The following is a 22,375-nucleotide window of genomic DNA, read 5'->3' as shown; positions in this document are numbered from 1 at the left end:
GGAACAATGCGGCTAGGTGTGCTGGACATAGGGTCGAACACGGTCCATTTGCTGCTCGTGGACGCCCACCCGGGTGGGCGTCCCGTGCCGTTCGCCTCCCACAAGAAGCCCCTCCAGCTCGTGGCCTATCTCGACGAGCACGGCAGCATCTCGCGGGAGGGCCAGGACGAGCTCGTGGGCTTCGTCGGCGAGGCGCGTGAGTTCGCGCGCGGGCACGACGCCGAGGACTTCCTCGCGTTCTGCACCTCGGCCATCCGCGAGGCCGGCAACGGCAGCGAGGTCCTCGCGCGCGTACGCGAGGAGACCGGCGTCGACCTCCAGGAACTGTCCGGGGACCAGGAAGCCGCGGTGACCTTCCAGGCCGTCCGCCGCTGGTACGGCTGGGGCGCCGAGTCCATCCTCAACCTCGACATCGGCGGTGGGTCCTTCGAGATGGCGATGGGCACGGACGAGCTCCCCGAGGTGGCGCTGTCCGTTCCGCTCGGCGCGGGCCGCCTCACCCGCGACTGGCTCCGCGGGGACCCGCCGTCGGCGAAGAGCGTGAAGGAACTGCGCCGCTACATCCGGGAGACCCTCCGGGAAGCGGTGCCGCAGTTCGCCCACCTCGGCAGCCCCCACCTCGTGGCCGGCACCTCGAAGACCTTCCGCTCGCTGGCGCGCATCGCAGGGGCGGCCCCGTCGGCCGCCGGGCCCTTCGTGCGCCGCGAGCTGCGCCTGGAGGACCTCAAGCTGTGGACCAAGCGGCTGGCCGCGATGAGCGTCAAGGACCGCATCAACCTCGACGGCGTCTCCGAACTCCGTGCGCCGCAGGTCCTCGCGGGTGCGCTCGTCGCCGAATGCGCCCTCGAACTGTTCGACGTCCCGTCCATGGACATCTGCCCCTGGGCGCTGCGGGAAGGCCTGCTGCTGCGGCGGTTCGACGCCAAGATGTTCGAGGCCGACGAGCCGCTGCCCGGAGTCGGGGTGGGCCATGTCCAGCTCGACTCGGCACGCCGTGTGTCCCTGCCCGGGGGAGCCTGACGTGGCACAGCCCGACGGCCGCATCCCGGTCGCGCTGTCCAGCGCATCCGTCTATCCGCTCTCCGTCCACGACGCCTTCGCGCTCGCACAGGACCTCGGCTACGACGGCGTGGAGGTCATGGTCACCAACAACTCGGTGAGCCAGAACCCCGACCAGCTCAGCATGCTCAGCCAGCGCTACGAGATGCCGATCCTGGCCATCCACGCACCGACCCTCCTGTTGACGCAGCAGGTGTGGGGCAAGGCCTGGACGAAGATCGAGCTCTCCGCCGCCATGGCCGCGGAGGTGGGGGCGAAGACCGTGGTGACGCATCCCCCGTTCCGGTGGCAGACGGGCTATGCCGAGGAGTTCCCGGAGGGCATCACGCGGGTCGCCCGCGAGTACGGCGTCGAGATCGCCGTCGAGAACATGTACCCGTGGAAGGTCCGGGGCCGCGAGGCGAAAGCGTACCTGCCGCACTGGAACCCCGTTCCCGAGCCGTACGAGCGCATCACGTGGGACTTCTCCCATGCCGCGATCGCCGGGATGGACTCCTACGAGGAGATCCGGACCCTGGGGAACAGGCTCGCGCACGTGCACCTGACGGACGGCACGCCGAACGGCAAGGACGAGCACCTGCTCCCGGGCCAGGGCCAGCAGCGGTGCGCCGAGGCGCTCAACCACCTCGCCGACGCAGAGTGGGACGGGGTGGTGGCCGTGGAGGTCAGCACGCGCCGGGCCCGCGGGGCGGGCGAGCGCGAGGAATGGCTCGCGGAGACGCTCCGCTTCGCGCGGATGAACCTGCGCCACTGACGTTCCGCCGGCAACGGCGGGCGCAAAGGGGCCGGAACCACGAAGAATGGCGCCGGCGGAAACGGATGTTGGGCATCATCCACTACCGCCGACGCCGGACCGGATCAGGAATTCCGGCCCATCACTCGCACCTTCATGGGGTAGTTGGAACACTAGGCGCCTTCCTTGTGCCGTAACACCCAGAACGCTGGGAACGGGCTGGAAACAGCTCGTGGCAGGATGGGGCCATGACGACGGACACCACGCAGCGCATCGCCTTCCTCGGCTGCGGCTCCATGAACGAGTCCATCCTGGCCGGGCTCCTGGCAGCCGGTCTCGACCCCGCCCTGGTCACGGCCACCGTGCGGCGCGCCGAGCGGGCGGAGGAACTCCGGCACCGCCACGGGATCGACGCGCGGGCCACCTCGGAGGTCGACGGCGCGAACACCGCAGCCGTCCAGGACGCCGACGTCGTCATCCTGGGGGTGAAACCCGTGGGCATCGTCCCGCTCGCCCGGGAGGTCGCTCCGGCGCTGAAGCCCTCCGCCGTGGTCCTGAGCGTTGCCGCCGCCGTGTCCATCGCGATGATCGAGGCCGCCCTGCCCGCGGGGCAGCCTGTCATCCGGTCGATGCCCAACACCCCCTCACGGCTGGGCAGGGGGGTGCTGTCCATCTCCGCGGGATCCTCCGTCGGACCGGACCTCATGACGCAGGCGCGGAAGCTGCTGCGGCCGGCCGGGACCGTCGTCGAGATCCCGGAGGAGCAGGTCGACGCGCTGTCGGCCGTCAGCGGCTCCGGCCCCGCCTACGCCTTCTACCTCGCCGAGGCCATGGCCGCGGCAGGCGAGGAGCTCGGACTCGATCCGGACCTGGCCGGGCTGATCGCCCGCGAGACGGTCGCCGGGGCAGGCTTCATGCTCGCCGAGGAGGGCGCTGACGCCTCGGCGCTGCGGCGGGCAGTCACCAGCCCGAACGGCACCACGCAGAGCGCGATCGAGACCTTCGACAAGCTCGGGCTGGCACACATCATCGCGGACGGCGCCCAGGCCGCCACTGCCCGCGCGGCCGAGATCACCCGCGAGCTGGCGGAGCCGGCCTGACCCCGCCGGGCCGCCGGCCGACCCCGACGGGCCGTGGCTAGGGCCGGCCGGCGAAGCGCTCGAGCAGGTCCACGTGCCCCGAGACGATCAGCATGTCGCGGCCGGACACCTTCGTCTCGGGCCGCGCATAGGTGAAGTCCTCGCCGGGTGATTTCACGCCGACCACCGTGACGCCGTACTTCGAGCGCACGGACGACTCGGCGAGCGTGAAGCCCTGGGTCTCCTTCGGCGGGTACATCTTCACGATCGCGAAGCCGTCGTCGAACTCGATGAAGTCGAGCATGCGCCCGCCGACGAGGTGCGCGGCCCGCTGGCCGGCGTCCGCCTCGGGATAGATGACGTGGTTGGCGCCGATGCGCTTGAGGATCTTGCCGTGCGACGGGGTGATGGCCTTGACCCACAGGTGGTCGATGCCGAGGTCCACGAGGTTGGCGGCGATGAGCACACTGGACTCGATAGAGGTCCCGACCCCGACCACGGCGGCGGAGAACTCCTGGGCACCGAGCTGACGGAGTGCGTCGATGTTCGTCGCATCCGCCTCCACGACGTGCGTGAGGATGCCCGCGAACTTCTGGACCAGCTGCGGGTCCCGCTCGATGGCCAGGACCTCGCGGCCCTGTCGGACCAGTTGTTCGGCCGTGGCCGCGCCGAAGCGGCCGAGTCCGATCACGAGGACGGGTGCGTTGTGGGCGGGTCTTTCAGCCAATGATCGGCCTCTCGTCGGGGTAGTGGTAGAGCGTGCTGCGCTGCCTCAGCGCGAGGGCCGAGGCCAGGGTGATGGTGCCCATGCGCCCGGCGAACATCAGGGCGGACAGGACGTACTTGCCTGCAGGGGGCAGTTCGGCGCTCAGGTTGGTGCTGAGGCCGACGGTCGCGAACGCGGAGATGACCTCGAAGACCACCTTGTCGAGCGGTTCGTCGGAGAGGGCGAGGATGAGGCCGCTGCCGACCAGGACGAGCGTGGCGCCCATGAAGATCACCGAGATGGCGACGCGCATCACGCTGTGCGGGATGGTGCGTCCCCAGGCCCGCACGTCGGAGTCACCGCGTGCTTCGGCAACGATAGCGAGGAACATGACGGCGATGGTGGTGACCTTGATCCCGCCGGCCGTCGACGCGGACCCGCCGCCCGCGAACATGAGGGCGTCCGTCAGGAGCATCGTCGTCGTGTTCATGTCGTTCTGGTCCACGAGGTTGAACCCGCCGGAGCGCGTCATGACCGAGGCGAAGAAGGCATGGATGGTCTTGTCGGCGACGCTGAGGTCGGCGATCGTGCGGCTGTTCTCCCACTCGAGGAATCCCCACGCGAAGGTGCCCGCTACGAGCAGGATCAGCGAGACGGACACCGTGAGTTTTGCGTGCAGCGTCCACTTCCTGAACCGGTAGCCCACCTGCACGAGGACCATGACCACGGGGAAGCCGAGGCTGCCGAGGAAGACGCCCACCATGAGGGGGGTGAGGATCCAGAGATCCGTCTCGTAGGGCACCAGTCCGTCGCTGTGGGGGGTGAAGCCTGCGTTGTTGAAGGCGGAGATGGAGTAGAAGATGCCGTGCCAGAGCGCCTGCCACCACGGTTCGCCGAGGAGCATGAACCGGGGGATCAGGACGACGGCGAGCACCACCTCGATCACCACGGAGGTGGTGATGACGATCCGCAGGAGCGTGCCGATCTCACCGAGGCGGCTCGCATTGTTCAGGGCCTCCTGCGCCAGCAGCTTCCCCCGGACCCCGAGGCGCTTGCTGACGATCAGGGCCAGGAGGGACGCGAGCGTGAGGGTGCCGAGGCCGCCGATGAAGATGCCGAGCAGGATCACCAGTTGCCCGAAGAAGGACCAGTGCGTCGCCGTGGACACGACGGTGAGCCCGGTGACGCAGACGGCGGACACCGCTGTGAAGAACGCATCGTGGAGGGGGGTGACCGTGCCGCTGTTGGTCGACATGGGCAGGCTCAGCAGTGCCGTGAAGACCAGGATGACGGCGGTGAAGATGAAGAGGGCGAGCCGGGCGGGCGAGCTGTTCGCGAAGGAGTCGACGAAGTCGCGGATCGAGGCCAACAGCCTGAAGTACCCGTTGTGATCGTCCTTCAGCCGTCGTGGCTGGAAATTCACCATTGCCGCCCGCTCTGCCCCGTTCGCTGGTCCTCCCGCCGAAGCGGCATCGGAATCATCCCTTGTCCCTTGCAGTAGTAAAGCATCTCACCCGGATGCATCGTCGGAATATCGCCTATCGCGTAGCCTTGCAGGGATGTCTACGCATTCAGGGCCAGCGGTGCCCCTACAGGTCGTCTGGGACGAATCGATGCTGGCCTACAACTTCGGCGGACAGCACCCCATGAACCCGGAGAGGCTGCACCTCACCGCCCGCCTCACGCGGAACTGCGGCCTGCTCGACCTCGGCCACGTGACGGTCGCGTCACCCTTCGTGGCCTCGGACGACGACCTCGCGACGGTCCACAGCCCCGATTACATCAGTGCCGTCCGCAGTGTCAGCAGCAACCCGGACCGCTCGGACGCCGGAAGGGGACTCGGCACCGAGGACACCCCAGCGTTCGTGGGCATGCACGAGGCGAGCGCCCGCCTTGCGGGCGGTTCGCTGGGCGCCGCCGACGCGATTCTGCAGGGCTCCGTCGTGCGGGCGGTCAATTTCGGCGGAGGCATGCACCACGCGGCCCGGTCGCGCGCGAGCGGCTTCTGCATCTACAACGACGCCGCGGCGGCCGTCCAGCGCCTGCTCGACCGCGGCGCCCGGCGCGTCCTCTACATCGACGTCGACGCCCACCACGGCGACGGAACCCAGAGCATCTTCTGGGACGAACCCCGCGTCATGACGATCTCCCTCCACGAGACGGGCATGAGTCTCTTCCCCGGGACCGGCTTCGCCAACGAGACGGGCGGACCGAATGCCGAGGGCTACGCCGTGAACGTCGCGCTGCCGACGGTCGCGGGGGATTCCGCCGTGCTGCGGGCCTTCCACGCCGTCGTGCCGCAGCTCGCCGCAGCCTTCGCGCCCGATGTCATCGTCAGCCAGCACGGCTGCGACTCCCACCGGGAGGATCCGCTCACCAACCTGCGCGTCAGCGTCGACGCACAGCACGCGATGATGCTCGGCGTGCGGGAGCTGGCGGACAGGCTCTGCGACGGGCGGTGGATCGCGACCGGCGGCGGCGGCTACGCCCTGGCGAGCGTGGTGCCCCGGTCCTGGACGCTGCTGGTCGCCGTGGCCGCCGGAGCCGCGATAGTGCCATCGACTCCGGTGCCTGCGGCGTGGCGGGACTACGTGCTCGAGCGGCACGGGATCGACACCCCGGCGCTGATGGGCGACGGCGCCGATCCGTGGTGGCGCTCCTGGGAGATCGGGTACGACCCGAACGACGACCTGGACCGCACGGTGATGGCCACCCGCAAGGCAGTGTTCCCGCTCCACGGGCTGGACCCCTGGTTCGACTGATCTCCCGGGCATCAGGATGCCGTCCGGCGTATATATCGCTAGGGTGGGCGAATGGGAATCGATGATGTATTCGCTGTCATCGCCGAAGGAACGCGCAGGCAGATCCTCAAGCATCTGCGCGACGGCGACAAAGCGGTGGGGGAGCTCGTTGTCGAGCTGCAGGTGAGCCAGCCGACGGTGTCCAAGCACCTGAAAGTCCTCCGGGAGGCAGGGCTGGTCAGCATGAGGGCACAGGGTCAGAAGCGTTACTACTCACTGGACACCGCCCCTCTCGGGCTCGTGCGGGACTGGCTCGCCGAATTCGATCCGCGCGTGGCGGAGCCCGGGGCCGCCGAACCGGCCGGCGGAAGCGTCGCCGCAGGAACCGGGTCCGGCGCGGGACCCGAGACGGCATCGGACGCTGGTCCGGACGCTGTACCTGAGGCTGTACCTGAGGCGGGATCGGACGCGGCACCGGATGCTGTGCCGGATGTCGTGCCGGAGGGCGTGTCCCGCGCGGTCGCCGAGGCGACGCCGGCAGACGCGGGAGTCCTCGCCGCTGCGGTCCTGGCAGATCCGGAGGTCCCGGTCGAGCAAGGTGCCCCGAGAGCGCAGATCGGCAGGACCATGGGCAGGGCCGCCGAGCGCGCCGCAGATCTCCTGTCGCAGTTGCGCCGTCGTCGCGATTCCTGAGGCCCTCTGTGCGGGGCCGGTGCCGGGCGTCCTTTTCGTTTGGTTGCACCAGCCACTAAAGTGATTCCTCAGGCGGATCATCCTTTGCTACAAGGCGACACGCCGTGCAGTCGCTCCGGGCATCCTTCTCGATGCCGGTCCCGGAGCGGGATCCAGGCCTCCATGCAAAGGAATAGTGGTGTGATGGCAGACGGGAAGAATTTCTCGGATGTGCAGTTTCTGACGGTCGCGGAGGTGGCCGAGCTCATGCGTGTCTCACGGATGGCGGTGTACAGGCTCGTCCACGCGGGAGACCTGCCGGCAGTCCAGTTCGGTCGGTCCTACCGGGTCCCCGAATCGGCAGTGGGGGAGTTCCTCCACCGGGCGCAGGTCGACGTGCGGACCGAGAGCGCCTGAGCGGCGGGCCGTCCAGTCCGTTCTCCAAACGGATGTACCCTGTTAAGGAGCGTTTGGGGCGGGCCTAGGCCCGCTCGACTTTTTGCATCATCCGGGCAACTGCCAGCAGGCATGCGCCTTTCGTCATCACAGCGCCGGCCTCCTGGCTTCCTGCCTGGATCCGCGCTGGCTACACAACAGTTTGTGAGGACTCTATGGGTTCAGTAATCAAGAAGCGCCGCAAGCGTATGGCAAAGAAGAAGCACCGCAAGCTGCTTCGCAAGACCCGTCACCAGCGCCGCAACAAGAAGTAGACAGGCGCCCGGCCTCGAGCCGGAGTGTGCCGACCGGCCCGGATCCCCGCCCTGCGGGGAGCCGGGCCGTCGTCGTTCCAGGGGTTGTCCGGGGGCTCCGGGAGCACCGCCGGGGTTGTCCGGAGGGGGTTGCCGGGGCTGTCCGGACGGACGGGGCAGCTGCGTCAGTGGGCCCTGAAGCGGGAGAACCCGCGCCAGAGTCCGTAGATGGAGCCGGCGACGGTGGCCGCGCGCAGGCCGAACGTGGCGGCCCGCCGGCCGCTGCGGAAGTCGTAGACGGGCCAGTTGTTCGCGCGGGCGTGGCGGCGGAGTTTGCTGTCCGGATTGATGGCGACGGGATGCCCCACGACCGTCAGCAGCGGGATGTCGTTGTAGGAGTCGCTGTATCCCCAGCAGCGCGCAAGATCGAGGTTCTCGCGCTCCGCCAGCGCCACGATGGCGGCGGCCTTCGCAGGACCGTGCAGGAACTCGCCGACCAGCTTTCCCGTGTAGAGGCCGTCCGCGACCTCGCCTACCGTGCCGAGGGCGCCGGTCAGTCCGAGGCGGCTCGAGATGACCGCGGCGACCTCGACGGGCGTCCCGGTGACGAGCCAGACCTGCCGGTTCGAGGACAGGTGCTGCTCCGCGAGGGCGCGGGCGCCGGGCCAGATCTTCGAGGCGATCATCTCGTCGTACACCTCCTCGCCGAGGGCGAGGATGTCCTCGTGGGCGATGCCGATGGCGAAGGCGAGGGCGGCATCGCGGACCGAATTGACGTCCGTCATCGTCTCGCCCCGCATGATGAAGCGAAGCTGCTTCCACGCCAGCCCCGCGGCGAAGCGGAGGGTGAAGGCCTTGCGCTGGTACATCTTGCGGGCCACATGGAACAGGCTCGCGCCGCGCATCAGCGTGTTGTCGACATCGAAGAAGGCTGCTTCGCCCTCGGCCGGCGCCGGAGGCTCTTGGGAGGGCTGCGTGCCCCGGGCGGCGTCCGGCATGATGCGAGTCTAGTTCTTTCCCTCCGTGCCTGCCCTGCGGCGCGGCAGTACGGTTGGAGGATGGAAATGCCCGCGGATCCGCCTGGTGCCGGCGTCGTTCTCCTGACCCGGCCGGAGTGCCACCTCTGCGAGGACGCGCGCATCGTCGTGGGGCGGGTGACGGCGGAACTCGGCCTCGGGTGGCGGGAGCTGTCCGTGACGGATGCACCCGCCCTCGGGAAACGGTTCGCCGAGGAACTGCCCGTCCTGTTCATCGACGGCGTGCAGCGGGACTTCTGGTCCATCGACGAGACGAGGCTGCGCCGGATGCTGTCCTAGGGGCCGCCCTGCCCGGGCCTGCCGGGCGCTGACCGTCCTGCCGGGCAGGGCCCGGCTTGGAGGCCCCGCGTCGTCGGCATACAGTGGTTCTACTTCCGCCCCCGACGCCGGGGGACACCAGGAACTGCCGCCCCGGCACCGGGCGCGGCGGTGCTAGCAACGGAGCCGATGACAGTGACAACGCCGGAGATGCCAGGCCTTCACCCCGTGGGCGACTCGGCGCGTCACATTCCGCCGGCCTCCGTCGCCCGGCTCACCATCTATCTGCGGGCGCTCAACTCCCTGCTGGCCGAGGGCATCGAACGCGTGTCGTCGGAGGAGCTGGCGGATGCCGCCGGTGTCAACTCTCCGATGCTCCGCAAGGACCTCTCCTACCTCGGGTCCTACGGCACGCGCGGGGTCGGGTACGACGTGCAGTACCTGAACCGACAGATCTCCATCGCCCTCGGGCTCACGCTGGACTGGCGCGTGGCCATTCTCGGCGCAGGTAATCTCGGGCGCGCGCTGGCCGGCTATTCCGGGTTCGTCTCACGCGGCTTCGAGATCGTCGCGATCTTCGATGCGGACCAGCTCGTGGTCGGTTCCGAAGTGGGGTATCTCCGCGTCAGCGCCGTGGACGACCTCGAGACGGTGCTGGAGCGCACCCGGACCAACATGGTGGTCCTCGCCGTGCCGGCGTCCGTGGCGCAGGAGCTGTGCGACCGGCTCGTCGCCGCGGGGATCTCGAGCATCCTCAGCTTCGCGCCGGTGGTGCTGCAGGTGCCGCCGCACGTGCAGCTGCGGAAGGTGGACATGTCCACGGAGCTGCAGATCCTGGCGTACCACGCGCAGAGGGCGCAGGAGCCGGACCTCGGCCCGATCTCCCGCGCCCAGTAGCCCGCCCGACGCGTGACCCGCTCGAGGCCGGGCCGCGCCCAGTAGCCCGCTCGCGGCATGATCCGCTCGATGCGGGGCCGCGCTCAGTAGCCGAGCCGCCGCGGCGCGAAGTAGGGCCGCGAGGGCCTGAGATACGTCAGGACGACGCGGGCGACTCCGAGGAGCATGACGATGACGGCCAGTGCGAGCGACAGTCCTGACGGCGTCGCCAGGGGCTGGTCGCTCAGCTCGGCGGCCCGGCCGACCAGTGGCATGAGGAGGAAGCTGCTGAGGACGGACAGCACGTTCAGCGCGGCGAGCACCGTCGCGGTGATGCGGGCCCAGTTGTGGCCCTTCCTGATGAAGACCGCCAGCACCACGTACACGGCGGCGAAGAGCGCCGCGAACACGATGCCCAGCCCGACGCCGACTGATGCGCCCGCGATGTCGGGTACCTCGGTGGTCAGGGCCGAGATGATCGACGCGACGAGCGAGAGGGCGCCGGCGGCCACGATCAGGTAGTAGGCCCTCACGACCTCCGCCGGAGCGGGACCCTTCTCCGCCGGCCGCGGGCCCGCACCTCCGCCGGGGTAGGCGTAGGGCTGGGCGGCCTGGTAGCCGTACTGGCCGGTCTGGCCCGTATGGCCCACCTGGCCGTAGGCTGCCCTGTCGCCGCTCTGCTGCCGGCTTCCCTGCTGCCCGGACGGGGACGTGCCGCCCGTCGAACCCGGGGGAGTCCCGAACTGCCTGTCGTCCTGGCCCGAAGGCGGGTTGTCCTGCGTGCTCATCGCGGCCCCGTCGTGTGGTCTGCCATCCGGCCGGGTGTCCCTCTGGACGCGCCGTGCGCGGATGCGGTCCTCGTCAGCCTAGTTCGTCGGCCCGGGCGGGAACAGGGCTCGACGCCGACGGCCGGCGTCGTCCAGTGGACGACGCCGGCGGGGAGCCGCAGTGCCTTTCGGCAGAGAAACCGGGCGGCCGATCAGACCGTTACGGCGGCGGAAGCCACGAAGGCGGCTTCGATGGTGATGGTCACCTTGTCGCCGACGAGGACGCCGCCGGCTTCGAGGGCCGCGTTCCAGGTCAGGCCGAAGTCCTTGCGGGAGATGTTGGTGGAGGCGGAGATGCCGGCGCGGGTGGCACCGAAGGGATCGACCGCGACACCGTTGAACTCGGCGTCCAGGACGACGGGCCGGGTGATGCCGCGGATGGTGAGGTCGCCGTGGATCCTGTAGGTCTCGCCCGAGCCCTCGTGGGACGTCGAGACGAAGGTCATCTCCGGAAATTGCTCCACGTCGAAGAAGTCGGCGCCCTTGACGTGCGCGTCGCGGTTCTCGTCGCCCGAGGTGAAGGAGGCGGTCCTGATGGTGGCCGTGATGCGGGAGTCCTCGAGCGAGGAGCCCACCGCGAGGGACGCGTCGACGTCCTTGAACGAGCCGCGGACCTTGCTGATGCCTGCGTGGCGGACGCTGAAGCCGACTTCGCTGTGAGCGGGGTCGAAGGACCAGGTGCCGGTGGTGAGGCCTGAGGGGACAGTCATGGTGAACTCCTGAGTGGAAGTGGGTGGCGCATGCTTACGAGATACAAAAGCATGCGTATGCATCTTTTATTCCAGAGATCGGTAAAACCTTCAAGTAAAGCGATGGCGAGGGCCGGTGGCCGTGATTCCCGATTGGCCGTCGTGCGGGGCCATGCGGGAAACTGGAGGCATGCAGAGATCAACCGTCCACCTGGTGCGCCACGGTGAGGTCCACAACCCCGAGGGGGTCCTCTACGGGAGGCTCCCCGAGTTCCACCTCTCCGAACTCGGCCGGCGAATGGCCGAGCAGGTGGCCGCCTACTTCGAACAGCGGCGGGACGAGGGTGCCAATATCGTCCACCTCGTGGCGTCTCCGCTCACCCGGGCGCAGGAGACGGCGCAGCCGCTTGCCGACGCCCTGGGCCTCCCGATCGCGACCGATGAGCGCATCATCGAGGCGGAGAACGGCTTCGAGGGTATGTCGAAGATCAAGAGCCGGCTCCGCCAGCCGCGCTACTGGCCGCTCCTCGTCAACCCGTTCAAGCCGTCCTGGGGTGAGCCCTACCACCAGCAGGTGGAGCGCGTGATGGCGGGCGTCCAGGATGCCCGACGCCGTGCCGTCGAGCTCGCAGGACAGGAAGCCGCGGATCGTCCGCCCGAGGCCATCCTGGTCAGCCACCAGTTGCCGATCTGGGTGACGAGGTTGGCCGCCGAGCACCGCCGACTGTGGCACGACCCGCGCCAGCGCGAGTGCACGCTCACGTCGGTCACGTCCCTCGACTTCGAGGGTGACGCCATCCGGCGGGTGCGCTACGCGGAGCCCTGCGCCGACCTGCTGCCCGGTGCGGCGAATGTCCCTGGCGCGTAATAGAATTACTACACGCCGTAGAAATCATCGGAAGAAGCCGTGACCACAACCGCCCGTTCTCCCAAGCGCCGCCTCCTGCTCAAGCTGGGTATGGTGCTGGCTTTCAGCGTGCCGGTTTCGCTCGTGGCGTCCTGCGCCGCTGAGGATCCTCTCGCCCAGCAGGCCGCAGCGGGGGACGGCAAGAACTACATTGCGGGGGACGGCTCCGTCACCGAGTACGCGGAGGCGGACCGGGGCGAGCCCGTGGACGTGACCGGCAGCCTGTTCGACGGCACCTCCGTCTCCAGTTCCGACTGGAGCGGCCAGGTCACCGTCCTGAACTTCTGGTACGCCTCCTGTGCACCCTGCCGGGAAGAGGCGCCCGACCTCGTGGCGCTCCACGACGAGTACGGACCCCAGGGTGCCGCGTTCTACGGCGTGAACATCCGCGACGAGCAGGCGACGGCAGAGGCCTTCGAGCGCAGCTTCGGCATTCCCTACGAGAGTTTTAAGGACAAGGACGGCGGGGTGCTGCTCGATATGACGCAGTACGTCCCCCCGCAGGCCGTTCCCACCACGATCGTCCTCGATCGCGAGGGCAGGGTCTCCGCACGCATCCTCGGACTCGCCGACCGCGGGACCCTCAAGGCGCTCATCTCCGATGCGCTCGCCGAGTAGCGCGGTCGCCGCGCCGTGCCGATGACCCTGTCGATGGCGGGCCAGCTGACCGTGTCCGTTCCCCTCGTGGCGGGGAACGCCTTCGCCGACGCCGTCCTCAACGGCTCCATGCTCCTCGCCCTGCCGGTCGCGCTGCTGGCGGGCCTCGTCTCCTTCGCGTCCCCCTGCGTCCTGCCCCTGGTCCCGGGATACCTCGGGTACGTCACGGGACTGACGGGAGTGGACCTCGAGAAGCAGAAGAAGGGGAGGATGCTCGCCGGGATCGGGCTCTTCGTCCTCGGTTTCTCCGTCGTCTTCATGGCCTACGGAACGCTGTTCGGCCAGCTCGGAGCGTTCCTGAGGGTCTCGCAGGGATGGCTCATCCAGGTGTTCGGCCTCGTCGTGATCCTGCTGGGCATCGTGTTCATGGGCGGCATCTCCTGGTTCCAGCGCGAGAGCCGTGTGCACGCGAAGGTGCCCGCGGGGCTCCTGGGTGCCCCCTTGCTCGGTGTGACCTTCGGACTGGGCTGGGCTCCGTGCATCGGTCCGACACTGGGGGCCGTGCAGCTGCTGGCGATCTCCGGGAACGATGCGACGGCCCTGAAGGGCGCCGTCCTCACGTTCGTCTACTGCCTGGGCCTGGGCCTGCCGTTCCTGCTGATCGCACTGGGCGTGCGGCGCGGCATGGGAGCCCTCGCCTTCTTCCGGAAGCACCGGCTCCTGCTGCAGCGGGCAGGGGGAGGGCTGCTGGTGCTGGTCGGAGTCCTCATGGTGACCGGCGTCTGGAACTACTGGATCACGCAACTCCAGGACCTCCTCATCGGCAACGTCGTCCTGCCGATCTGACCCATGACGACCCAAGCCACGCGAGGACCGACACGAAGGGAAAGGGCACAGTGAAGCAGGACACTCCGCAGGACACGAGGGAACGGGCAGGCGCCCAGGGCGCGACGTCCGACGTCGTGCTGCCCTCACTCGGGTTCCTTGGCACCCTGCGGTGGGCCTGGACGCAGCTCACCAGCATGCGCACCGCGCTGTTCCTGCTCCTCCTGCTCGCCGTCGCCGCCGTTCCCGGTTCGCTGTTCCCGCAGCGCCCCGCCAATCCCGCCGTGGTCACGCGGTACATCCAGGACAACCCTGACACCGGGCCCGTCCTCGACTGGTTCCAGCTGTTCGACGTCTACTCGTCGGTCTGGTTCTCCGCGATCTACCTCCTGCTCTTCATTTCCCTCATCGGGTGCGTGGTGCCGCGGGCGATCGCCCACTTCAAGGCCGTCCGTTCCAAGCCCCCGCGCACTCCCAAGCGGCTCTCCCGCCTGCCCGTCTACGGGACGCTCGAGGTGCCCGCGCACACCGCACGCGAAGCCGGTCTCACCCCGGCGTCCGCCGCCGAGGAGGCCGCCGCCGTCCTGCGGAAGCGCGGCTACCGCGTAGACCTGCGCGACGCGGAGACCGACCGTCCGTCCGTCGGCGCGGAGCGCGGCCTGGTGAAGGAGCTCGGCAACCTCGTCTTCCACACCTCACTCATCGGTGTCCTGGTCTCGGTCGCCGTCGGCGGGCTCTTCGGCTACAACGGCCAGAAGGTCGTCGTCGAGGGTGAAAGCTTCGTCAACGCCCTCATCGGCTACGACACCTTCAACCCCGGCTCCAACTTCTCGGACGACCAGCTCGAGCCGTACTCGCTCCGCCTCGACTCGTTCGACGTCCGCTTCGACCGGGAGCAGGAGAGCCACTACGGCCAGCCGCTCGACTTCACCGCGAACGTCACCACACAGGACGGGCCGGGGGAGGACGAGACGCAGCAGGTCCTCAAGGTCAACGCACCACTCACGATCGGCGGGACGAACGTGTACCTCGTCGGCAACGGCTACGCGCCCGTGGTGACGGTCCGGGACGGCGAGGGGAACATCGCCCAGCAGGGCCCCGTCGTCGCGGTTCCGTCGGACGGCCTCTACACCTCCCTGATGGTCATCAAGGCTCCGGATGCCAAGCCGGACCAGCTCGGGTTCGTGGGCTTCTTCCTCCCCACCGCCTTCGTCGACGAGCAGGGCGTCTCCTTCTCGCGCGACCCGGACCCCTTCAACCCGCAGCTCAACCTGAACTCCTACTACGGGGACCTGGGGCTGGACGACGGCACGCCGGAGAACGTCTACGTCCTCGATACCGAGAACCTCACCGAGCTCAACAGCCGGAACAGTGACGACGGCGGCATCGTGCTCGGCGTGGGCCAGACCTTCGATCTGCCCGAGGGCAAGGGGTCGATCACCTTCGACGGGCTCAAGCGCTACGTCGCACTCGACATCCACCACGATCCGGGCGAGACGGGAGCCCTCGTGTTCTCGACCCTCGCGCTGCTCGGCCTCTCCGCGTCTCTGTTCATCGGCCGTCGCAGGCTTTGGGTGCGGACGGGCGAACACCCGGACGGGCGCATCATGGTCGAGTACGGGCTCCTCGCGCGCGGCGAGGACAACCGACTGCCGACCGAGGGCAAGGCCGTCGAGAAGCTGCTGGCGGACCGCTGGTTGGTGCCGTCCGCCGCGGCGGGGGAAAATGGACAGCAGGAGGTCGGCGCCTCGTCGGCAGCCGGCGCGGGGCAGTCGCACCACAACTCAAAGGACAACTCATGACAGCACCAGTCAACGCTGAGCTCGGGCAGGTCAGTGAGCTCTTCATGCTGCTGGCCTCCATCGCCTACGTGGTGGCACTCGTCTTCTTCGTGCTCGACCTCGTGAAGTCGAGCCCGACCATCGGTTCCCTCGAAGCGCGCCTCGCCGGCGAGCAGGCGAGCCCCGCGCGTGCCCTCGCCGGTGTCGGCTCCCGTGGGGCGGGTTCGACGACGGCGGCCGCGAGGACGTCGCCTGCGGCCGACGACTCCATGGAGTACGGATCCGGGCCCCGCCGCAGGACCGCGCGGATCGCCGTCTCGCTGACAGTCCTGGCCGCCGTCATCCACGGTGCCGCCGTCATCACCCGTGGAGTCGCCGCGCACCGCGTCCCGTGGGGCAACATGTACGAGTTCTGCACCACGGGCGCGTTCCTCGTCGCGGCGATCTTCCTCATCACCCTCACCCGCAAGGACCTGCGCTTCGTCGGCTCCTTCGTGGTGGGACTCGTGGTCATCATGCTGTGCGCCGCCACTGTCGGGTTCCCCACGCCGGTCGCGCGCCTGATCCCGGCCCTGCAGAGCTACTGGCTGATCGTGCACGTATCCATCGCCGTCGCGTCCTCGGCACTGTTCACGATCACGTTCTCGATGTCCGTGCTCCAGCTCCTGCAGACCTCGCGCGAGGCCAAGCTCCTCGCGGGTAAGGCGGACCCCGCGAAATTCCTCCGCCTGGTGCCGTCCGCCCTCAGCCTCGAGAACCTGTCCTACCGCCTCAACGCCATCGCCTTCGTCGGTTGGACCTTCACCCTCATGGCCGGTGCCATCTGGGCGGAGCAGGCGTGGGGCCGCTACTGGGGCTGGGACACCAAGGAGGTCTGGACCTTCGTGATCTGGACCGTCTACGCCGGGTACCTGCACGCGCGGGCTACGCGCGGCTGGACCGGGACACGTGCAGCGTGGCTCTCGATCGTCGGGTACCTGTGCATCGTGTTCAACTTCACGATCGTGAACATCTACTTCTCCGGCCTCCACAGCTACTCCGGGGTCTAGGCCGGGTCTCCCGTCCTCCCCGGTATACGAAAGCCCCGCGGCACGTGCCGCGGGGCTTTCGCGTACCGGGAGGACAGGGTGCCGCAGGGCGGCCGCGGGCCGACGTCGCCGCGGAGGCTCGCGCATGCCGGGAGGGGCTGCGTGCGCCTCTGGAGGCTTTCGCGTGCCGGGAGGGGCCGGCGCGTCGCTAGAGGCTTTCGCATGCCGGGAGGGGCCGCGGACGCCTCTGGAGGCTTTCGCGTGCCGGGAGGGGCCGCGGGCGCCTCTGGAGGCTTTCGCGTACCGGGAGGGGCTGCGGGCGTCGGGGCCGACACGTCGCCGCGCGAGGTGTCAGGGCTCCGGACGCGTCAGGGGCGGTGGACTCCCGCAGGACCGGATCCGGCGTCGTCGTTGCCCTCGCCGTTGCCCTCGCCGTCGTGCTTGTCGTCCTTGCGGCTGTCGCCGGAGGCGTCGCGGGCCTTGGCATCACGCTCCCGCTGTTCCTTCTCGCGGAGGCGTTTTTCCTGCTCGCGGGCCCGCTGCCGGCGCTGGGCCTCGAGGTTCTGGAGGAATGCGGGATCGTCGTCGGGAGCGGTCGGCGTGCGGGGCGCCGGGCGGCGCGGCCCGGAGGGACCCTCGCTGCGCGGGCGGCCGAACAGGAACCACATTCCCGCACCGATGAGCGGCAGTACGAGGATCGTGACGAACCACGCGGTCTTCGAGATGCTCCGCACTTCGTGTTTTCGGCTCATGACGCAGTCGATCAGTGCATAGATCACGACGGCGACCCCCAGGATCGCGGCGAAGAGCAGGAGGCGGGGCATGCGCCAATTGTAGGCGAGTAAACTTGCAGCGTGGCCTTCCTCAAATTCACCGCCCTCCGCCTGCTGCTCATCGTCGTGTTCTATGTGGCGTGCGTGCTGCTCGGGCTGGGACTCTTCCTGTCCGCGGTGGTGGCGGCCATCCTCGCCTGGTGCGTGACGTACCTCTTCTTCCGCACGCTCCGGGATGCCGCAGGGGCCACACTGCAGCGCCGGTTCACCCCCGGTGCCCCGCCGCTCCGCACCGCCGTCGAGCTCGACGACGCTGCGGCCGAGGACTCGCTGGATCCCAACACCCGGGTCAATGCGGATCGCCGACCCCGCGGCAACGCGGCCTGACCCCCGGCAGAGCGCGGCTGCTCAGCCTCGCAGCAGCACGGTGGTGACGATGCCCGCAGCGAAGAGCATGCTGAACGCGAGGTTGATCAGACCCGTCTGCTTCAGCACCGGGATCAGGCTCCTGCCCTTATCACCCTTCAGCATCAGCCGGCTCGGCGTCAGGCAGGCCGGGATGAGCAGCAGGACGAGCAGCACCCAGGGGTAGTCGTAGCTCAGGAACACGGGCAGCAGGATGGCCGCGGCCAGCATCAGGACGTAGCTGACGCGGGCAGCAGGGTCCCCCAGCCGGACGGCGAGCGTCCTCTTCCCGACGACGCTGTCCGTCGGGATGTCCCGGACGTTGTTGGCCATCAGGAGTGCCACGGCGATCAGGCCGGTGCTCACGGCACCGATCCACGCCGTCCCGCTGAGCTGGCCCGCCTGCGTGTAGGTGGTTCCGAGAGTTGCGACCAGCCCGAAGAACACGAAGACGAACAGGTCGCCCAGGCCGAGATACCCATAGGGATTCTTTCCGCCGGTATAGCCCCACGCGGCAGCGATGCAGCCCACGCCGACGAGGAGCAGCACCCAGGTCTGCGACAGCACCACCAGAGCCAGGCCGGCGAGCATCGCGAGGCCGAAGCATGCGAAGGCGGCGAGCTTGACCTGCCGCGGCTGCGCGACGCCCGACCCCGTCAGGCGCAACGGGCCGACGCGCTCGTCGTCCGTCCCCCGGATGCCGTCGGAGTAGTCGTTCGCGTAGTTCACGCCGACCTGCAGCAGCACGGAGACGACCGCCGCGAGCACGGCGTTGACGGGCCGGAAGGATCCGAGGCCGAACGCAGCGGCGCTCCCGATGATCACGGGCGCGAGGGCCATCGGGAGGGTGCGGGGGCGGGCTCCTTCAAGCCATTGAGCGGCAGTCGCCACGGAGTTCCTTCTTGTCGGGTCGGGCGGTCGGTCGTGCTTAGAACCACGAACGTCCTAGGCGCGTTCGAGGAGCGCCTGGATGGTCCGGCGATCGGGCTTGCCGCCGGGTAGCAGGGGGAACGCGTCGAGGCTCACGATGGCCTTGGGCACGGCGTGCGCTCCCAGTTCGACATGGACCGCCTGCCGGATGACGTCGGCGTCGACGTCGCCCACGATCGCCGCGGCGACGGCGGTGCCCCATTCCTCGCTGCGGATGCCGAGCACCATCGCCTGTTCCACCCCGGGGAGGGCCTGGATCACATCGGAGACCTTCGCGGCCGACACCTTGAGTGCGCCGGTGATGATGACGTCGTCCAGGCGCCCGTGGACGGTGACGGACCCGTCGAGGGCCACGTCGCCGGCGTCGTCCGTGACGAACCAGCGCTGGCCGGAATTGAAGACGAACTTCTCCTCCGTGAGCTCGGGGGCATCGAGGTAGCCGTCGGCGAGGACGGACCCGCCGATGCGCAGCCGCCCTGCGACCGAGCGGAGCTCGACGCCCTCGAGCGGGGTCCCGTCGTAGACGCATCCGCCACAGGTCTCGCTCATGCCGTAGGTCTCGACGATCTTGAGGTCCTGGCTGCGGGCGAGGGCGCGCAGGGGTGCCCCGGCCCGTGCCCCGCCGAGCAGGATGGCGTCGAAACGGCGCAGGAGCCGGAGCGTCTCGGCGGACGGGTCCGTCAGCAGCCGGTGGAGTTGCGTGGGGACCAGGGAGGTGAGACGGACCCGGTCGGTCAGTTCCGCCGCAGCCTGGGTGAAGGCCTCCGGCGTGAAACCCGCGGCGGTGTCCATGACCCAGGGCTGCGTGCCGGCGTAGAGCGACCGGACGAGCACCTGGAAACCGGCGACGTAGTGCACGGGGAGGGTGAGGAGCCATTGGCCCTCCGCCTTCAGGGCGAAGGCCGTACCCATCGCTGACGCGGCGAGGGCATCGACGCTGAGCATCGTCTGCTTGGGCGTGCCGGTGGACCCCGACGTGCTGATGACGGCGACGATCTCGTCATTCGGCAGCGAGCCGCCGAAGGCCTGGTCCGGCAGCACGTGGGGTGCGACGGCGGGGCCCTCGCCTGCCAGCGCGGCGGCGAGGGGCTTCAGCAGACCGAGGGGGTCGAAGCCCTCGGGGGTGTGCACGGGGAGGAGTTCCACATGTCTCCTAGAAGTAGTAGGGGAACGAGGACCAGTCCGGAGCGCGTTTCTCGAGGAACGCCTCCTTGCCCTCCACGGCCTCGTCGGTCATGTACGCGAGGCGCGTCGCTTCACCGGCGAACACCTGCTGGCCCGCGAGGCCGTCGTCGGCGAGGTTGAAGGCGAACTTGAGCATGCGGATGGCCTGCGGACTCTGCCGCGCGATGTCGGCGGCGTAGGCCAGCGCCGTCGTCTCCAGTTCCGCGTGATCGACCGCCTCGTTGACCGCGCCGATGTCCACCATGTCCTGTGCGGAGTATTCGCGGGCCAGGAAGAAGATCTCGCGTGCCTTCTTCTGGCCGATCTGCCGTGCCAGGAGCGCGGAGCCGTAGCCGGCATCGAAGCTGCCCACGGTGGCATCGGTCTGCTTGAACCTCCCGTGCTGGGCCGAGGCGATCGTCAGGTCCGCGACGACGTGCAGGCTGTGTCCGCCACCGGCCGCCCAGCCGTTGACGACGGCGATGACGACCTTCGGCATGGTCCGGATGAGCCTCTGGACCTCGAGGATGTGGAGGCGGCCCGCACGGGCGGGGTCGATGGTCTCCTTCGTCTCGCCCTCCGCGTACCGGTACCCGTCACGGCCCCGGATGCGCTGGTCGCCGCCCGAGCAGAAGGAATGGCCGCCGTCCCGCGGACTGGGACCGTTGCCGGTCAGCAGCACGGTCGCGACGTCGGGGGTCATGCGGGCGTGGTCGAGGGCCCGGTACAGCTCATCCACCGTTCCGGGGCGGAAGGCGTTGCGGACCTCCGGGCGGTCGAACGCGATGCGCACGGTGGGGAGGTCGCGCACCGCGGCGCCGTCCCGCTCCACCTGGCGGTGGTAGGTCAGATCCGTGAAGTCCTCGAAACCCGCCACGACGCGCCAGCGGGTGGGATCGAAGATGTCGGATACCTTGGCGGGAAGCTCTGAAGTCACCCGTCGAGTCTAGCGGCGAGGCAACCCGGGGCGGGTCCGGACATCCCGCTGCACGAGGGCGGAGCCGGCTTCCCCGGGCAGGGCAGGACGCGCCAGCAGCAGCCTAGCGCTGGAGCTGGGCGAAGTTGACCGCGCTCCGCACGGCCGGGTAGTACCCGGACCTGTAGCCTTCGGCCGTGGGATGCAGGATGTCGACGGCGCCCAGCTGGGAGACGATCCATGAGTCGGGGGAGCCGATCCCGTGTCCCTCGAACCTCGGCACCAGGTCCACGAAGAGAAAGCCGTGCGCTTCTGCCTGTTCACGGATCAGGGCGTTCAGGGCGTCGGTGCCCTGGTTGAACGCCTCCTGCGACGCCAGGGGAATCAGCGCGTTGCCGAATTCGGGCGAGAACAGGTGCGGGTAGCCGGTGACGACGACGGTGGCGTTGGGCGCGGCTGCCTGGATGCTGTCGTACAGGGCGTCGAGGTTCGCGGCGAGCACCGGCAGCGCTGTCGCACTCGTGGCCGCGATGACCTGCTGGCAGACCTCGGTGGGCTGCGTGACGCAGACCCCTGCCACGGTGCCGAAGCCTGCGTCGTTGCCGCCGGCCGAGATGGTCACGAGATCGGTGTCCGCGGACAGCGCAGCCAGCTGCTCCTGGAGGTCGATAGCGCCTCCGGGCTCGGTGGCGACCTTCGCGCCTGCACACGTGGCGTCGGCGACCAGGTCGATCTGCTTCTTGGCGTCCAGGATGCCGGGCAACCCCAGGGGCGACTGGCCGCACGCGTTGACGTACGAGCCCGCGCCGAAACCGGACGCGTAGGAGTCACCGAGGGCCACATAGGACAGTGGCTCCTTGGGCGCTGCCGCGGCAGGACCCGCGGAACCGCCGAGCAGCGCCGCGGAGGCGGCGGCGGCAAGGGCGATGAACCTGGTGGAGCGGAACCTGAGGGTGCGCGTCGCTGGAGTCATGGCTTAAAGCTACTCACGGTTGCGGGTTTGTCGAGGAGGAGGTTGGTGATGCGGAGCGTGCAGAGTCGCCGCCCGGCGTCGTCGGTCAGGAGCACCTCGTGCGTCGTGAGGGTCCGGCCGAGGTGGATCGGGGTCGCCGTGATCGTGACCGTGCCGTCCCGCGCGCTGCGATGGTGGGTTGCCGACACGTCCACTCCGACGGCGGTCTTCCCGAGGGTGGACGCATGGATCACCGCGGCCCAGGAGCCGACGGCCTCGCCGACGGCAAGGGACGCGCCTCCGTGGAGGAGCCCGAAGGACTGGCGGTTGCCTTCCACGGGCATCGTCGCCACGACCCGTTCGGCTGATTGCTCGAGGATGGCAACGCCCATCTTCTCGTCGAGTTCGCCGAGCGAGATGGTCCAGGGGGGAAGGGATTCGTGCGTCATCGCCCGGCTGCTCCTGATCGCGGTCCTGATCGGTCGTCCACCACTCTAGCGGCGGGGGCACCGGTACGTGGTGCGTCGTAACGATCGGATCACGGGTGCGTAGGCACAACTGCTCTGACCTGCGGCGATACACTCCGCGGCACGGAATCTCGACTCCGTGGAAGCGCTCCCACTTGACAGTGTCGGAGGTCACAGTCAGGATGGGTGCACAGCGTGAGAGCGCTCCCACGGTGCCTGATCAGCCGGTGGAATCTGCGGTCTCTCCTGTGTTCTCTTCGGCAG

General features: G+C 69.1%; 26 protein-coding genes. 15 read left to right on the top strand and 11 right to left on the bottom strand.

Annotated features, from left to right (window positions below; translation table 11 throughout):
* The first annotated feature begins 6 nt into the window (after positions 1-6).
* The 3 genes from ACX80J_RS02635 to proC all read left to right on the top strand — a co-directional run bounded on the left by ACX80J_RS02635 (position 7) and on the right by proC (position 2,892).
* Positions 7-1,020 carry a Ppx/GppA phosphatase family protein gene (locus ACX80J_RS02635; RefSeq protein ID WP_459345581.1) on the top strand — a complete coding sequence of 338 codons (1,014 nt, stop codon included), beginning with the start codon at positions 7-9 and terminating at the stop codon, positions 1,018-1,020.
* The gene (locus ACX80J_RS02630) at positions 971-1,813 is read left to right on the top strand and encodes a sugar phosphate isomerase/epimerase family protein (RefSeq protein ID WP_459345580.1); all 843 of its coding nucleotides are present in this window, start codon (positions 971-973) and stop codon (positions 1,811-1,813) included. Before ACX80J_RS02635 ends, ACX80J_RS02630 begins: the two co-directional genes overlap by 50 nt.
* 227 nt (positions 1,814-2,040) lie before the next feature.
* Positions 2,041-2,892, top strand: coding sequence for a pyrroline-5-carboxylate reductase (gene proC, locus ACX80J_RS02625; RefSeq protein ID WP_459346732.1), 852 nt, complete (start codon positions 2,041-2,043; stop codon positions 2,890-2,892).
* Between the two features lie 37 nt (positions 2,893-2,929).
* Here proC and ACX80J_RS02620 read toward each other — a convergent pair whose 3' ends face one another.
* Complete coding sequence (locus ACX80J_RS02620; protein ID WP_087074562.1) at positions 2,930-3,598, bottom strand: potassium channel family protein; 669 nt, start codon at positions 3,596-3,598, stop codon at positions 2,930-2,932.
* Positions 3,591-5,003: a TrkH family potassium uptake protein gene (locus ACX80J_RS02615; protein ID WP_459345578.1), complete on the bottom strand. Its 1,413-nt coding sequence runs from the start codon at positions 5,001-5,003 to the stop codon at positions 3,591-3,593. The genes ACX80J_RS02620 and ACX80J_RS02615 overlap by 8 nt, the downstream gene beginning before the upstream one ends.
* Positions 5,004-5,136: 133 nt before the next feature.
* On the opposite strand from ACX80J_RS02615, the gene ACX80J_RS02610 reads away from it, so the two are divergent.
* From ACX80J_RS02610 to ACX80J_RS02595, 4 genes are all read left to right on the top strand, one after another.
* Positions 5,137-6,339, top strand: coding sequence for an acetoin utilization protein AcuC (locus ACX80J_RS02610; protein WP_459345577.1), 1,203 nt, complete (start codon positions 5,137-5,139; stop codon positions 6,337-6,339).
* Positions 6,340-6,390: 51 nt separating this feature from the next.
* Positions 6,391-7,011 carry an ArsR/SmtB family transcription factor gene (locus tag ACX80J_RS02605; RefSeq protein WP_459346731.1) on the top strand — a complete coding sequence of 207 codons (621 nt, stop codon included), beginning with the start codon at positions 6,391-6,393 and terminating at the stop codon, positions 7,009-7,011.
* 183 nt (positions 7,012-7,194) lie between these two features.
* On the top strand, positions 7,195-7,407 hold the full coding sequence (locus ACX80J_RS02600; RefSeq protein WP_459346730.1) for a helix-turn-helix domain-containing protein: 213 nt from the start codon (positions 7,195-7,197) through the stop codon (positions 7,405-7,407).
* A 194-nt stretch (positions 7,408-7,601) separates the two neighbouring features.
* Positions 7,602-7,700, top strand: a complete 99-nt coding sequence (locus ACX80J_RS02595; protein ID WP_003792170.1) for a 30S ribosomal protein bS22 — start codon at positions 7,602-7,604, stop codon at positions 7,698-7,700.
* 164 nt (positions 7,701-7,864) lie between these two features.
* On the opposite strand, the gene ACX80J_RS02590 is transcribed toward ACX80J_RS02595, so the two are convergent.
* Entirely contained in the window at positions 7,865-8,677 is an 813-nt protein-coding gene (locus ACX80J_RS02590; RefSeq protein ID WP_459345574.1) for an HAD family hydrolase, read from the bottom strand.
* Positions 8,678-8,737: 60 nt separating this feature from the next.
* On the opposite strand from ACX80J_RS02590, the gene ACX80J_RS02585 reads away from it, so the two are divergent.
* On the top strand, positions 8,738-8,995 hold the full coding sequence (locus ACX80J_RS02585; protein WP_459346729.1) for a glutaredoxin family protein: 258 nt from the start codon (positions 8,738-8,740) through the stop codon (positions 8,993-8,995).
* Between the two features lie 168 nt (positions 8,996-9,163).
* Positions 9,164-9,871, top strand: coding sequence for a redox-sensing transcriptional repressor Rex (locus ACX80J_RS02580; protein ID WP_459345572.1), 708 nt, complete (start codon positions 9,164-9,166; stop codon positions 9,869-9,871).
* Between the two features lie 83 nt (positions 9,872-9,954).
* Here the strand turns inward: ACX80J_RS02580 and ACX80J_RS02575 are convergent, their stop codons facing one another.
* Positions 9,955-10,638 (bottom strand): hypothetical protein, encoded by a 684-nt coding sequence (locus tag ACX80J_RS02575; protein ID WP_459346728.1) that lies wholly within the window; start codon positions 10,636-10,638, stop codon positions 9,955-9,957.
* Positions 10,639-10,829: 191 nt separating this feature from the next.
* Positions 10,830-11,387 carry a YceI family protein gene (locus tag ACX80J_RS02570; protein ID WP_459346727.1) on the bottom strand — a complete coding sequence of 186 codons (558 nt, stop codon included), beginning with the start codon at positions 11,385-11,387 and terminating at the stop codon, positions 10,830-10,832.
* A 169-nt stretch (positions 11,388-11,556) separates the two neighbouring features.
* Here ACX80J_RS02570 and ACX80J_RS02565 point away from each other — a divergent pair, with 169 nt between their 5' ends.
* The 5 genes from ACX80J_RS02565 to ccsB are packed head-to-tail and all read left to right on the top strand — an operon-like array spanning position 11,557 to position 16,525.
* Positions 11,557-12,234: a histidine phosphatase family protein gene (locus ACX80J_RS02565; protein ID WP_459346726.1), complete on the top strand. Its 678-nt coding sequence runs from the start codon at positions 11,557-11,559 to the stop codon at positions 12,232-12,234.
* Between the two features lie 39 nt (positions 12,235-12,273).
* The gene (locus tag ACX80J_RS02560; RefSeq protein WP_459345568.1) at positions 12,274-12,891 is read left to right on the top strand and encodes a TlpA family protein disulfide reductase; all 618 of its coding nucleotides are present in this window, start codon (positions 12,274-12,276) and stop codon (positions 12,889-12,891) included.
* 21 nt (positions 12,892-12,912) lie between these two features.
* Positions 12,913-13,716 carry a cytochrome c biogenesis CcdA family protein gene (locus ACX80J_RS02555; protein ID WP_459345660.1) on the top strand — a complete coding sequence of 268 codons (804 nt, stop codon included), beginning with the start codon at positions 12,913-12,915 and terminating at the stop codon, positions 13,714-13,716.
* A 50-nt stretch (positions 13,717-13,766) separates the two neighbouring features.
* A complete protein-coding gene (gene resB / locus ACX80J_RS02550) occupies positions 13,767-15,497 on the top strand; it encodes a cytochrome c biogenesis protein ResB (protein ID WP_459346725.1) in 1,731 nt (576 codons plus the stop codon).
* On the top strand, positions 15,494-16,525 hold the full coding sequence (gene ccsB / locus ACX80J_RS02545) for a c-type cytochrome biogenesis protein CcsB (RefSeq protein WP_459346724.1): 1,032 nt from the start codon (positions 15,494-15,496) through the stop codon (positions 16,523-16,525). Before resB ends, ccsB begins: the two co-directional genes overlap by 4 nt.
* Before the next feature lie 347 nt (positions 16,526-16,872).
* Here ccsB and ACX80J_RS02540 read toward each other — a convergent pair whose 3' ends face one another.
* Entirely contained in the window at positions 16,873-17,328 is a 456-nt protein-coding gene (locus ACX80J_RS02540) for a PLD nuclease N-terminal domain-containing protein (RefSeq protein WP_459345565.1), read from the bottom strand.
* A gap of 30 nt (positions 17,329-17,358) precedes the next feature.
* Here ACX80J_RS02540 and ACX80J_RS02535 point away from each other — a divergent pair, with 30 nt between their 5' ends.
* On the top strand, positions 17,359-17,664 hold the full coding sequence (locus tag ACX80J_RS02535) for a DUF4229 domain-containing protein (RefSeq protein WP_459345564.1): 306 nt from the start codon (positions 17,359-17,361) through the stop codon (positions 17,662-17,664).
* A gap of 21 nt (positions 17,665-17,685) precedes the next feature.
* On the opposite strand, the gene ACX80J_RS02530 is transcribed toward ACX80J_RS02535, so the two are convergent.
* From ACX80J_RS02530 to ACX80J_RS02510, 5 genes are all read right to left on the bottom strand, one after another.
* The gene (locus tag ACX80J_RS02530) at positions 17,686-18,573 is read right to left on the bottom strand and encodes a 1,4-dihydroxy-2-naphthoate polyprenyltransferase (RefSeq protein WP_459346723.1); all 888 of its coding nucleotides are present in this window, start codon (positions 18,571-18,573) and stop codon (positions 17,686-17,688) included.
* A gap of 54 nt (positions 18,574-18,627) precedes the next feature.
* Positions 18,628-19,758, bottom strand: a complete 1,131-nt coding sequence (locus ACX80J_RS02525) for an AMP-binding protein (protein ID WP_459346722.1) — start codon at positions 19,756-19,758, stop codon at positions 18,628-18,630.
* A gap of 7 nt (positions 19,759-19,765) precedes the next feature.
* A complete protein-coding gene (locus ACX80J_RS02520; RefSeq protein WP_459345561.1) occupies positions 19,766-20,713 on the bottom strand; it encodes a 1,4-dihydroxy-2-naphthoyl-CoA synthase in 948 nt (315 codons plus the stop codon).
* A 103-nt stretch (positions 20,714-20,816) separates the two neighbouring features.
* Positions 20,817-21,665 carry an SGNH/GDSL hydrolase family protein gene (locus ACX80J_RS02515; RefSeq protein WP_459346721.1) on the bottom strand — a complete coding sequence of 283 codons (849 nt, stop codon included), beginning with the start codon at positions 21,663-21,665 and terminating at the stop codon, positions 20,817-20,819.
* A complete protein-coding gene (locus ACX80J_RS02510; RefSeq protein WP_459345559.1) occupies positions 21,662-22,093 on the bottom strand; it encodes a PaaI family thioesterase in 432 nt (143 codons plus the stop codon). The genes ACX80J_RS02515 and ACX80J_RS02510 overlap by 4 nt, the downstream gene beginning before the upstream one ends.
* Between the last annotated feature and the right edge of the window lie 282 nt (positions 22,094-22,375).

The sequence above is a fragment of the Arthrobacter rhamnosi genome, assembly GCF_054510975.1.
This window is presented reverse-complemented; position numbering and strand designations above follow the sequence as displayed.

Bases quoted from the DNA above. Each gene is read 5' to 3' on its own strand.
- ACX80J_RS02565 (WP_459346726.1), top strand. From the start codon at position 11,557: ATGCAGAGATCAACCGTCCACCTGGTGCGCCACGGTGAGGTCCACAAC.
- ACX80J_RS02610 (WP_459345577.1), top strand. From the start codon at position 5,137: ATGTCTACGCATTCAGGGCCAGCGGTGCCCCTACAGGTCGTCTGGGAC.
- ACX80J_RS02600 (WP_459346730.1), top strand. From the start codon at position 7,195: ATGGCAGACGGGAAGAATTTCTCGGATGTGCAGTTTCTGACGGTCGCG.
- ACX80J_RS02590 (WP_459345574.1), bottom strand. From the start codon at position 8,677: ATGCCGGACGCCGCCCGGGGCACGCAGCCCTCCCAAGAGCCTCCGGCG.
- ACX80J_RS02615 (WP_459345578.1), bottom strand. From the start codon at position 5,003: ATGGTGAATTTCCAGCCACGACGGCTGAAGGACGATCACAACGGGTAC.
- ACX80J_RS02540 (WP_459345565.1), bottom strand. From the start codon at position 17,328: ATGCCCCGCCTCCTGCTCTTCGCCGCGATCCTGGGGGTCGCCGTCGTG.
- ACX80J_RS02510 (WP_459345559.1), bottom strand. From the start codon at position 22,093: ATGACGCACGAATCCCTTCCCCCCTGGACCATCTCGCTCGGCGAACTC.
- ACX80J_RS02585 (WP_459346729.1), top strand. From the start codon at position 8,738: ATGGAAATGCCCGCGGATCCGCCTGGTGCCGGCGTCGTTCTCCTGACC.
- ACX80J_RS02575 (WP_459346728.1), bottom strand. From the start codon at position 10,638: ATGAGCACGCAGGACAACCCGCCTTCGGGCCAGGACGACAGGCAGTTC.
- ACX80J_RS02570 (WP_459346727.1), bottom strand. From the start codon at position 11,387: ATGACTGTCCCCTCAGGCCTCACCACCGGCACCTGGTCCTTCGACCCC.
- ACX80J_RS02595 (WP_003792170.1), top strand. From the start codon at position 7,602: ATGGGTTCAGTAATCAAGAAGCGCCGCAAGCGTATGGCAAAGAAGAAG.
- ACX80J_RS02555 (WP_459345660.1), top strand. From the start codon at position 12,913: ATGACCCTGTCGATGGCGGGCCAGCTGACCGTGTCCGTTCCCCTCGTG.
- ACX80J_RS02635 (WP_459345581.1), top strand. From the start codon at position 7: ATGCGGCTAGGTGTGCTGGACATAGGGTCGAACACGGTCCATTTGCTG.
- ccsB (WP_459346724.1), top strand. From the start codon at position 15,494: ATGACAGCACCAGTCAACGCTGAGCTCGGGCAGGTCAGTGAGCTCTTC.
- ACX80J_RS02605 (WP_459346731.1), top strand. From the start codon at position 6,391: ATGGGAATCGATGATGTATTCGCTGTCATCGCCGAAGGAACGCGCAGG.
- ACX80J_RS02630 (WP_459345580.1), top strand. From the start codon at position 971: ATGTCCAGCTCGACTCGGCACGCCGTGTGTCCCTGCCCGGGGGAGCCT.
- ACX80J_RS02580 (WP_459345572.1), top strand. From the start codon at position 9,164: ATGACAGTGACAACGCCGGAGATGCCAGGCCTTCACCCCGTGGGCGAC.
- ACX80J_RS02515 (WP_459346721.1), bottom strand. From the start codon at position 21,665: ATGACTCCAGCGACGCGCACCCTCAGGTTCCGCTCCACCAGGTTCATC.
- proC (WP_459346732.1), top strand. From the start codon at position 2,041: ATGACGACGGACACCACGCAGCGCATCGCCTTCCTCGGCTGCGGCTCC.